This is a genomic window from Thiomicrolovo sp. ZZH C-3 (assembly GCF_054862725.1).
Map to the genome: position 1 here is coordinate 1,619,974 of NZ_JBTKXX010000001.1, position 10,926 is coordinate 1,630,899.

10 protein-coding genes and 1 pseudogene are annotated in these 10,926 nt (G+C 55.8%); 4 read left to right on the top strand and 7 right to left on the bottom strand.

Annotation, left to right across the window (positions count from 1 at the left end; all coding sequences use genetic code 11):
• Positions 1 to 120 precede the first annotated feature (120 nt).
• The gene (locus ACXWTF_RS08405) at positions 121 to 1,116 is read left to right on the top strand and encodes a rod shape-determining protein (RefSeq protein WP_461714551.1); all 996 of its coding nucleotides are present in this window, start codon (positions 121 to 123) and stop codon (positions 1,114 to 1,116) included.
• Positions 1,117 to 1,183: 67 nt separating this feature from the next.
• On the opposite strand, the gene ACXWTF_RS08410 is transcribed toward ACXWTF_RS08405, so the two are convergent.
• Complete coding sequence (locus tag ACXWTF_RS08410; RefSeq protein ID WP_461714552.1) at positions 1,184 to 3,187, bottom strand: GGDEF domain-containing protein; 2,004 nt, start codon at positions 3,185 to 3,187, stop codon at positions 1,184 to 1,186.
• 194 nt (positions 3,188 to 3,381) lie between these two features.
• Between ACXWTF_RS08410 and ACXWTF_RS08415 the strand changes: the two genes are divergently transcribed.
• Together ACXWTF_RS08415 and ACXWTF_RS08420 are read left to right on the top strand one after the other, a co-directional pair.
• A complete protein-coding gene (locus ACXWTF_RS08415) occupies positions 3,382 to 4,563 on the top strand; it encodes a NifS family cysteine desulfurase (protein WP_461714553.1) in 1,182 nt (393 codons plus the stop codon).
• A 3-nt stretch (positions 4,564 to 4,566) separates the two neighbouring features.
• Complete coding sequence (locus tag ACXWTF_RS08420; protein ID WP_461714554.1) at positions 4,567 to 4,770, top strand: hypothetical protein; 204 nt, start codon at positions 4,567 to 4,569, stop codon at positions 4,768 to 4,770.
• On the opposite strand, the gene ACXWTF_RS08425 is transcribed toward ACXWTF_RS08420, so the two are convergent.
• Together ACXWTF_RS08425 and ACXWTF_RS08430 are read right to left on the bottom strand one after the other, a co-directional pair.
• Complete coding sequence (locus ACXWTF_RS08425) at positions 4,771 to 5,061, bottom strand: helix-hairpin-helix domain-containing protein (RefSeq protein WP_461714555.1); 291 nt, start codon at positions 5,059 to 5,061, stop codon at positions 4,771 to 4,773. It lies immediately after the preceding gene.
• 319 nt (positions 5,062 to 5,380) lie between these two features.
• Positions 5,381 to 6,673, bottom strand: a complete 1,293-nt coding sequence (locus ACXWTF_RS08430) for a glycosyltransferase (protein WP_461714556.1) — start codon at positions 6,671 to 6,673, stop codon at positions 5,381 to 5,383.
• Positions 6,674 to 6,805: 132 nt separating this feature from the next.
• Between ACXWTF_RS08430 and ACXWTF_RS08435 the strand changes: the two genes are divergently transcribed.
• Positions 6,806 to 7,369 carry a hypothetical protein gene (locus ACXWTF_RS08435; protein ID WP_461714557.1) on the top strand — a complete coding sequence of 188 codons (564 nt, stop codon included), beginning with the start codon at positions 6,806 to 6,808 and terminating at the stop codon, positions 7,367 to 7,369.
• Between the two features lie 53 nt (positions 7,370 to 7,422).
• Here ACXWTF_RS08435 and ACXWTF_RS08440 read toward each other — a convergent pair whose 3' ends face one another.
• From ACXWTF_RS08440 to ACXWTF_RS08455, 4 genes and pseudogenes are all read right to left on the bottom strand, one after another.
• Positions 7,423 to 8,190, bottom strand: coding sequence for an SDR family NAD(P)-dependent oxidoreductase (locus ACXWTF_RS08440; RefSeq protein WP_461714558.1), 768 nt, complete (start codon positions 8,188 to 8,190; stop codon positions 7,423 to 7,425).
• A gap of 125 nt (positions 8,191 to 8,315) precedes the next feature.
• The gene (locus ACXWTF_RS08445) at positions 8,316 to 8,654 is read right to left on the bottom strand and encodes a P-II family nitrogen regulator (RefSeq protein ID WP_231018425.1); all 339 of its coding nucleotides are present in this window, start codon (positions 8,652 to 8,654) and stop codon (positions 8,316 to 8,318) included.
• Positions 8,655 to 9,094: 440 nt separating this feature from the next.
• Positions 9,095 to 9,898 carry an ammonium transporter gene (locus tag ACXWTF_RS08450; protein WP_461714580.1) on the bottom strand — a complete coding sequence of 268 codons (804 nt, stop codon included), beginning with the start codon at positions 9,896 to 9,898 and terminating at the stop codon, positions 9,095 to 9,097.
• Positions 9,899 to 9,920: 22 nt separating this feature from the next.
• Positions 9,921 to 10,808, bottom strand: a pseudogene (locus ACXWTF_RS08455) (ammonium transporter); the annotation flags it as partial.
• Positions 10,809 to 10,926: the final 118 nt, after the last annotated feature.

Here is a 10,926-nt window from a genome sequence, read left to right on the forward strand (position 1 = left end):
GTGTCCCCACGCGGGGAAACCTCCACATCCCGATCTTTTCTGACGTCTTTTTCATGAGCTTACGTAGCCGTACATTTACGGGTATGCTGTACAATCCCTTCAAATCATGAAGGAATCAGCATGTTTTCACGCAGGCGCTACGCCATCGATCTCGGTACGGAAAACACGATCGTCTATGAACCTTCGCGTGGGATCATCTTTAACGAGCCGACCTGTATCACGGTCAACAAAAGCAGCGGGAAGATCGTCTGTATCGGACACGAGTCCAAGAAGATGTCGGGCAAAACGCCGCCGCACCTTCCTGTCATCCGCCCGCTCTCGCAGGGTGCCGTCGCCGACCTTGATGCCACCGTACTTTTTTTAAAGCATCTGATCAATATGCTGATGCGCAAGCGCGGCGTCTTCGGACCTGCTATCGCCGTCAGTGTGCCCTTCGATCTCACGGCCTACGAACGCGATGCCGTCAGATCGGCCGGCTTGCAAAGCGGGGCGAGCAGCGTCGTGATGATCAAAGACCCCTACTCGGCCGCCGTAGGTGCCGGTATCGACTTCCACTCCCCCGACGGTGCCCTGCTGCTCGATATCGGCAGCGGCGTCACCGAGATCTCGCTGCTGAGCTGCGGCGGCATCGTCGCATCGCACTCCGTGCGCTCCGCCGGATGGGATTTCGAACAGGCCATCATCCACTATTTCGACAGCGTACACCGTGAACGTATCTCCTCGCATGAAGCGGAATTCCTGAAATTTCAGCTTTCCCGCCCTCGTACGACCATGGCGGTAGAGGTCCATGCCCTCAACCGGGACAACGCCCTTCCCCATGCCCTTCAGATTCCCTTGAGTGACGTACGTGAAGCCCTGAAACCCGGCGTCCGCCGCCTCCTCCGCTTCGTGCAGGCATTCACACGCACCCTCCCTGCGGATTTCGCCCCCCGTCTACGCGACAACGGCCTCTACTTGACCGGAGGCAGCGCACTCCTCGATGGGCTGGGGAGCGACATTGAAAATGCGCTTGGTTTCAAAACCATTCTCAGCCGTGACCCGCTCCTCGAGATCGCTCTGGGTGCCGGACGTATCATGGAAGACAAAAAACTCTTTACGCGTCTCAGTGCGAGGTAACCCCTCCTGATGCACTGAAATCGCCGATGCATCACGGCTTCGATCTGGTTACCGATCCCTCAAACAGTTAAGCCGACACGACACGGTTTCGGCCGGTTTTTTTGGCCACATACATCGCGGCATCCGCGGCCTCGAGGAGTTTGGCGTCGGTATCGATATGCGCCGAGAGACTGGAGACCCCGAGGCTCACCGTCAGGGAGAACGAACCTTCCGCACTGGTCATATACGGTTCCGCGGCGATCTCGCTGCGCAGACGCTCTGCCAGTTCCATCGCCTTCTCGTGGGTCGTCTCGGGAAGGATGATCACGAACTCCTCCCCGCCGTACCGGGCGGCAAAATCGGTTTGACGCACCGTATGTTTCAACACCCCCGCGACTTTGCGCAGCGCCATATCCCCGACATGATGTCCGTAGGTATCGTTGATCTTCTTGAAATGATCGATGTCGAGCATAAAGAGCGAGAGCGGATGCTCGTAACGTTCCGCCCGGCCGACCTCGGTCTGCAACTGTTTTTCCAGGACATGACGGTTGTAAAGCCCGGTCAGCGCATCGTGCCGCGCTGAGTACTCCAGCGCCCGCTCCATCCGCCGGTATTCGGTCACATCGCGAACGATCCCGAGCATACGCTCCGCCTCCCCGATGATGATGGGGGAAGCGGACACTTCCGCGAGGAAAACACTGCCGTCCTTTCGCCGCATCTGTATCTCGCGCCGGGAGGCTTGACGTGTCTCTGTGATCTTGGGAAACATATCCGGCGTCTGTTCCTGCGGCAGAAGGTCATAGACATGCATCCGGCTCAACTCCTCTTTCGTATACCCTACGAGTTGCGTATAGGCGTTGTTGACCATGATGTAGTGCCCCTCGTCATCCACCAGGCTGATCCCGTCCATGCTCTCTTCCACGACCGCGCTCAACAGCGCTTCGCGCTCCTGCAGGGTCTGCTCATACTGTTTGCGGTCCGTAATATCATAGATGGTCCCGATCGAGCGGACCGGCATGCCCTTTTTGTCGTAAAATGTCTCACCGCTCTCCAGGACATACTTGATCCTTCCGTCGCGCAACAGCAGCCGGTGTTCGATCTTGTAGGGGGTATGGTAACTGACCGAATGCTGGTAGTTTCTGTCGACCATCGCCCTGTCTTCCGGATGGATAAACTCCGTAAAGAGTGCATAGGAGACATCGTAATCATCCGGAGAGATCTCGAAAATCCTGTACACTTCGTCGGACCAGGTCAGCCGGTTCGTTTCAAGGTTGAGTTCCCAGCTGCCGAAGTGCGCCAGGCTCTGTGCCTCCTGCAGTTTGCGTTGGGAGGATTCAAGTTTCTGCGTACGCTGTTCCACAAGGTACTCGAGTTTTCGCCGGTCAAAGATGTTGCGTTTGACAAGATAGCGGTAGATAAAGAGGTTGATGAGAATGTAACCGACAATGACGAGGAACATCACGAATTCAAAAAAAGCAAGTTTGCTGTTGAGGGCATTGAATATCGCCTCGATCCTGTCATTGAGCAGGCCCAGGAAATCGTCGATGGGGTTCATGATCTTCTGCTTGGCCTCGTAATAGGCCGGTGAGTATAGCAGTGCGATGGCCCTCTGCCGGTCAGGCTCCGCCATCACGGTGTAGTGGCCGCCGGCATCCTTGAAACGGCCTTCCACGGCGTTGATGGCCTCGATCTCAAGTTGGACAAGCGCATTTGAATAGTCTTCCGCCGTTTTCAGCCTGGCCTTTTCTTCCGGGGAGAAGGGAAGTGCCGCGATAATCGCATCCATGGATTTTTTCTCTCCCAGCGGGTGTTTGCGTTCCCGCTGCTCTTTCGAGAGGTCCCAGTAGACGTTCGCATACCCTTTCGGTCTCGGGGCCTGGCCGTTGCGGATATCCAGTGTCGTAAAGTAGCGCGCTTTGAACTCCGGATCCTTCGTCACGACATAGGCCCGTGCAAAATGCGTCAGGTCGTCCGAGGTCTGCCGCAGCTCATCGGCCGTCACCAGCATCTGCTTCGCATCGAGGATCTCCTGCTCCATCCTCACGTGCAGGGTACCGGCTTTGTAGAAGATGACCGTGACAATGCCGATCATTACAATTTCACATAATATAATAAAAAGATTATTTTTTGTTTTCATACTATATTCATTATAGCAGAGTAGACGGTAGATCAACCCGTCATAACAAAAAAATCCCCCTTTTTACATCAGGAAACTCTTGCGCTCCTTTTCTCGAACAGATTTTGCATTCTACCGGGCATTAACACCCAAAATACGAGGAACATTCAATGCGCGTTTATCTCGACAACAATGCCACTACCAAGATCGACCCCCTGGTCAAAGTCAAAATGCAGCCCTTTTTCGAGGACCTCTTCGGAAACCCGAACTCCCTGCACCAGTACGGGATGGAAGTCCGTCCGCACCTGAACAAAGCGATGGGTAAGATGTACGACGCCCTGAATGTACCGGACGAAGATGACATCCTCATCACCTCCTGTGCGACAGAGAGCAACAATACCGTGCTCAAGGGGATCTACTTCAAACATATCCTGAAAAACCCGGAGAAGAACCACATCGTCACCACCTCCGTCGAGCACCCCTGTATCCTCGATACCCTCCACTTCCTGAGCGACTACGGTGTCGACGTCACCTACGTCGATGTTGATGAGAACGGCGGTGTCAGCGCCGAGGCGATCAAAGCGGCCGTCACCGACAAAACCGTCCTCATCTCCATGATGTGGGCCAACAATGAGACTGGGATGATCTTCCCGGTCGAAGAGGTGAGCGCCTTTGCCAAAGAGAACGACATCCTCTTCCACAGTGACGCCGTCCAGGCTATCGGTAAACTGCCGGTCGACCTGAAAAAAGTCAATGTCGACTACCTGACCTTCTCCGCGCACAAGTTCCACGGTCCCAAAGGGGTCGGCGGGCTCTACGTCAAAAAAGGCAAACAGCTCCCGAACCTGCTGCACGGCGGCGAGCAGATGGGCGGTAAACGCGCCGGTACCCTCAATGTCGCCTATATCGTCGGCATGGGGCTTGCGATGGAACAGGCCGCAGGCCACGTTGATAAGATGAATACGGAAGTGCGCCGCCTGCGCGACAAACTCGAAGACGCCCTGGCAAAGATCCCCGACACCATCATTGTCGGGCCGCGTGACAACCGTACCCCGAACACCGTGCTCATCTCCCTGCGCGGGATCGAGGGCGAAGCGATGCTTTGGGACCTCAACCGTGCGGGCATTGCCGCATCCACCGGTTCGGCGTGTGCGTCCGAGTCCCTCGAAGCCAACCCGATCATGAGCGCCATCGGCGAAGACCCGGAACTGGCGCATACCGCCATCCGTCTGAGCCTTTCACGCTTCACGACCGAAGAGGAGATCGACTACGTCATCGACGCCTTCACCAAAGCGGCAGAACGCCTGCGCTCCATCTCCTCCACCTACGGCTACAAAAGCGAAGCGGGCTGAGCAATGCGTTACCTGATCAACGTCCGTGTCGACGGGACGAAAAAACGTACCTACCCCGTCGATGCCAAGGACGAGACGCAGGCCAAAGAGCGCCTGCTGCTCCGCCTCCCCCCGCACCAGCGCGATACCCTCATTGTCGACGAGATCAAGATCGACCCGGCCTCGCTGGTCAATGCCGAACCCTACGGGATCTTCGGCGAAGAGTAATCATTCACCCTTCTGCATCGCCTTGCGCTGCGGCGTATAGGCCCACCACACTTTTGCCTCGCCCCCGTTCATAAAATCCGTAATCGACATAAAGACATCCAGAACGCAGGGGTCCTGCTCCGCACCCGTCAGCTCACAGAGTATGCCGTAGAGTGCCACCGGATCCTGCCCGACAAGCTGTTCGGGACGGTTAATACCGATCCGGCGCAGATCGCCGGCCAGTGACGGGCCGATGTTCGGCAGGTCCGTCAACGTTTTCGTCGTTTCGCGTTTTACTTTATCCGGATGCATAAGCTTTTCCCTTTCATTGGGGTGGGGAACGGGTCGGAAAATGTTCGCAGTCCTGCCAAAAACAGCACGAGAGAACATCTGTCATAGCGTCTCAGAGGCACACCAGTTTCAAACCGTACCTCTCCGTGACATACGCTCTGCTTTATACATCAGGATAGCGACAATACTTTTAATGTATGATAAATATTGTTTTTTTATACAAATATGAATTACTTATTCCTATATAAATCATTCAGAAAAACGCTGTATCAGCAGGGGAACGGAGGGTTCAATGGGGAGACGCATTTTGAACATCTGTATGATCCGCTTCTCCGGCAGCTCAGCGCCAGATACGCGTCAGATACTCCTTCAGGTTGTTCTCTTCCGTTTCGCTGTTCCATGCTTCCCGGAGAAGACTTTTGCCGCGTTCGAACGCTTCGGCCTGTGCCTCGTAGTACCCCTCCGCTTCCCGCGCGTCCTTGTCACAAAGCGTCTGCACCAGTGACGCCACGCGGGCATAATAGAGCGGGATCATCGTATCGAGGATCTTGAAACGCTGGCGTTCGGTATTGTGGAAAAGCAGGGCGTAGCGATAGACGATCCGTACCCACACCTCCGTCGGAAGATCGAAAGGGACACCCTCCTCACGGTTTGCCAGTGCGGAAACACTCTTGAAAGCCTCCGCATCGATCTGCGATTCCCACAACGAAGCAAAGTTGCTGTAGCCCGTTTTGAAATACGTAATCAGCGCCTCCGTGTCTATCGTAATCTGCGGGGGCTCTTCACTCGGCGTGTCGCCGTAAAAAGGGATCTCTTCGCTCCCCTCGACGTTTTTCCACTGCGGCGCATAGACCTCCAGCATCGTAAAGATCGTTCCCACGACCTGCCGGAACATCGGACCGAGGTCCGCAGCCGGATCCTTTTGACCGTGGATCTTCACGCCCAGACGGGTCTGGCAGATACGCGCGTCAGAGACAATCGCCAACGTCGTCAGCCAGATATCGATACCGAAACGGGCAACATCGCTCTCCCAGATATCCTCTTCAAGATAGCGTTTGAGCATGGTTGACGAGATCCCGAAATCCCCTCCGATGGGCTGCCGTATGCGGTAGCCGTAAAGGGCGCGTGTCAGGTTGTAGGCGATCGTATTGGTAATGGTGCCGTCAAATTTGTGTCTCAGGTAGTCCGGTGCGACGAAATCATACCCCTCGAAGACCGGTTCGATGACGTTTTTGACCCAGTCGGGTGTGATCGACTTGAGGTCGGAATCGAAAAGGGCAACAACGTCGGCTTTGAGGAAATCGGCCGCTTCGAAAATGGCGCGGACGGCTGAGCCTTTGCCGGCAAGCCCGCGGTAGACGCTGACCAGGATATGGACGTTATAATCGGCCGGGTCGATCCGTTCGGCTGCCTCCCGGGTATCGTCGGTCGAGCCACCGTCGGCGACGAAGACGAGTGCTCGTTTGTCGGGGTAATGCTCTTCAAGACCTTCCAGAACAGTACGGATAACGTGTTCGACACTCTCCATTGCCCAGAAGGCCGGAATACCGACAACAATGTCGGCGGCGACGATACGTTCGATCGCATGCCGCGCATCTTCGCGCAGTGCCGTAAAGAACCGGACGGGTTGCATCGTTCCCCTTTCGCTGACTAGACAATATCCAGTTTATTCTTTTTTCGGCACAAATGCAAATCGTAGCGCTGCAGAATACTGGAACCGATTTTGCAATTTTACGGTCATCTTACTTCCCAAGGACAACCAACGATGTCAACCGTACAGAGTTTCATTTACGATAACAACCTGCAGTGGCAGGCCTCTTTCAGCGACAAAACGGACAAATACGAATACGCCTACCGCGGCAGCCTCGTCATTACTCCGGGCAAGGTACTCTCTGCCGACAAACAACTCCCGCCGAAAGCCACCGCTACCCAGGTGATCCTCGTCAGCAACAGCGAGAAAATCGACTTCATCGCCTGCGAACTGGAAACCCTCGATTTCTTCGAACCGTTTGTTGAACGCTACAAAGATGTCCTCTCCACCGACGGCCTCTACATGCTTTTCGTCACCGACCTCGATACCGACGGCAAATTCGAGTATGAAGGCTTCACGTTCTACGCCTTCTCCCTGGATGAAAGCTCCGTATGGAACGAACTGCTCGACCATGCCGACCTTTCCAAAGGCGATCTGAAAAAACTGAGCGCCGGCGAAAAGATCGACACCGTCTACGACGAGATCAAGTCCACGACACTGCGCATCTCCGACAAAAGCTATGACGACGTCAAAGCCGCACAGAGCGGCGAAGGCAGAGTCCTCTTCGGCGCCGTCTGATCGCGCTGCCCCCAGGGGCATCCCCTTTACACCTTTTCGCTATAGATACTTCCCTACCCGTTCCGGCTTAAGACATAAGGATTGCGCTGTGCCGTCGGCATAATGAGCACATCCTGGATATTGACATGCGGCGGCGCCTGCAGCATATAGAGCGCCAGATCGGCTATATCGTCGGCGTGCAGCGGTTCGTACCCTTCGTAGACGGCATCCGCCTGGGCCTGATCGCCGGAAAAACGGGTCGTCGAGAAGTTCGTCTCGACGGCCCCCGGCGCGATATTGCCGACCCGCACTGCCGTCCCCGCCAGGTCGATATTCATCGCCTCCGTCAAGGCATGAACGGCTGATTTGGTGGCGCAATAGACATTACCGCCCGGGTAGGTCATCTTCCCGGCGATGGAGCCGAGATTGAGGATATGACCGCTGTTGCGCGAACGCATCTGCGGGATGACGGCACGGCTGACATAGAGCAGCCCCTTCATGTTCGCATCGATCATCTCTTCCCACTGGTCGACGTCCCCTTCATCGAGGGGCGAGAGGCCCAGCGCCAGGCCCGCGTTGTTGATCAGGATATCGATGACACTCGCTTCGAGCAGTGACGCCATCGCCCCCTCGACCGCCCTGCGGTCGCGCACATCGAAAGCAAGCGTATCGACCGTGACCCCGTACGTTGAAAGTGACGCTTTCAGCATCTCCAGCCTATCCCGATTGCGCCCGTGGAGCACAAGGTCCGCGCCCGCTTCGGCCAGCCGCCGTGCACACGCCTCGCCGATTCCCGATGTCGCGCCGCTGACAAAGGCACGTTTTCCCGCTAATGATTTCACAATTGACCCCCGCAATATAATGGAGACAATCTATCGGTTTTACGGTGAAAAGGGGCTAAAAATAAGGAGGTATTTTTGAAAGTGTTGTGGAAGGAAAGAGGCGGGAGGCCCCGCCGTCAAAAGGCTTAAACCGCTTCGGAGCCGGATTCGCCGGTACGGATACGGATAATCTTTTCGATATCGCTGATGAAGATCTTACCGTCACCGATCTTGCCGGTGCGGGCCGCTTCGACGATCGTATCGACGACCTGGTCGACCGATGCCGCTTCGACGACCATCTCCATTTTGACTTTCGGCAGGAAGTCAACGACGTACTCCGCACCGCGGTAGAGCTCGCTGTGCCCTTTTTGGCGCCCGTACCCTTTCACTTCGCTGACCGTCATACCGGTAATACCGATCTCAGCCAGTGCATCCTTCACATCCTCAAGCTTGAACGGCTTGATGATCGCTTCTACTTTTTTCATATTTCAATTCCTTTTTTTGCCGCGAACCGAACAAAGTCCGCTTCACTTTCGCTTGCCGCTATGGCTACTAAAGCACAAAGAAGCTTTCGGCTTCTTCGTAGAAAAGTTTCAAGCATTGTAACACCCTCTCCTCTCGAAGTAGAAGATGTTTGACACCTTCAAGTCCAAGAGCACCAAGGGTGCGCGGGCCCTCCGCCGAGGAGAACCCAGTGTTAACGTAGTCGAAGGGGCTTTGCTCCTTCGGCGTACATCAAGTGGTTCAATNGCTGTATGTCCTTTTTTAGTTCTTAGCATTGTAACACCCTCCTCTCTTGCTTAAAAGTTGTTTGACACTTTCAAGCCCAAGAGCACCAAGGGTGCGCGGGCCCTCCGCCGAGGAGAACCCAGTGTTAACGTAGTCGAAGGGGCTTTGCTCCTTCGGCGTACATCAAGTGGTTCAATTAGAGATTAAATCCGCGCTCGCCGTGGACGGACTCGTCCAGACCCATGGTTTCCGTCTCTTCGTCAACGCGTGCACCGCCGGTGATCGCAGAGGAGATCAGGTAGACAATGACCGTACCGACCAGGGTCCACAGACCGACGATCAGGACAGATTCAAACTGGACGAAGAGCTGACCCATACGGTCGCCGCTTGCTTTGAGCGGACCGTCCCAGAGGAGGTCCTGATCGTTCAGCGCGAAGATACCCGTAGCGATCGCACCCCACAGACCTGCGAGGAAGTGGATACCGAAAGCATCGAGGCTGTCGTCGTAGCCCAGTTTCTTTTTCAGGATCGCGACACCGAAGAAGCCGATGAGTGCACCGACGATACCGACGATGAAGGCACCGCCGACACCGACGAAGCCGGCGGCCGGCGTGATCGCGACGAGACCGGCAACGATACCGGAAGCGACACCGAGCAGGGTCGGTTTCTTGAACATGAACCACTCGATCAGCATCCAGGTGACACCCGCAGCTGCCGTAGCGATCGTTGTTGTCAGAACCGCGAGACCTGCGATAGCGTTTGCGCCGAATGCGGAACCGCCGTTGAAGCCGTACCAGCCGAACCACAGCAGGGCTGCACCGGCAGCAGTCAGGATGATGCTCACCGGCTTGATCGGAGATTTCGGGTAACCTGCACGTTTACCGAGCATGATCGCCAGGACCAGACCGGCCAGACCGCCGTTCATGTGGACAACCGTACCGCCGGCGAAGTCAAGGGCACCTTCATCGAAGAGGTAGGCACCGTCGCCGCCCCATACCATGTGCGTAATCGGTGCGNACACCGACGAAGCCGGCGGCCGGCGTGATCGCGACGAGACCGGCAACGATACCGGAAGCGACACCGAGCAGGGTCGGTTTCTTGAACATGAACCACTCGATCAGCATCCAGGTGACACCCGCAGCTGCCGTAGCGATCGTTGTTGTCAGAACCGCGAGACCTGCGATAGCGTTTGCGCCGAATGCGGAACCGCCGTTGAAGCCGTACCAGCCGAACCACAGCAGGGCTGCACCGGCAGCAGTCAGGATGATGCTCACCGGCTTGATCGGAGATTTCGGGTAACCTGCACGTTTACCGAGCATGATCGCCAGGACCAGACCGGCCAGACCGCCGTTCATGTGGACAACCGTACCGCCGGCGAAGTCAAGGGCACCTTCATCGAAGAGGTAGGCACCGTCGCCGCCCCATACCATGTGCGTAATCGGTGCGTAGACCACCAGGCCCCAGAGGACAACGAAGAGCATCCATGTGGAGAACTTCATACGCTCGATCGCGGAACCGGACGCGATCGCAACGGTGATCGCTGCGAACGTACCCTGGAAGGCGATGAAGACGAAGGTCGGGTAGCTGCCGGACAGGTCAGACCAGTTGATACCGGAAAGGAAGACGTTGCCGAAGCCGCCGAACACGTTCTGCAGTGCTGCGCTCTCGCTTGCACCGAAGGCGATGGAGTAGCCTGCAATGACCCAGACCACAAAGGCAACGACAAATGCACCCATGACCATTGCATAGGTATTAAGCACGTTCTTTGAACGTGTCATCCCGGCGTAAAAGAGTGCCAGACCTGCCGGCGTCATCAGCAGTACGAATGCTGTTGACACCATCATCCAGGCCGTATCACCTGTATCGAGCGTATCCTCTGCCAGCGCCAGCGTCGGCAGAAGCATCATCATGGACAAAAGCCACTTCTTCATTGGTTAATCCTTTTTTCGCAGCCTTGACTGCGGAAGTTTCATGAAAATAGTATACAATTTTGTCGGCTTTTTGTTCGGTATGGGTGGTTATTTTTTA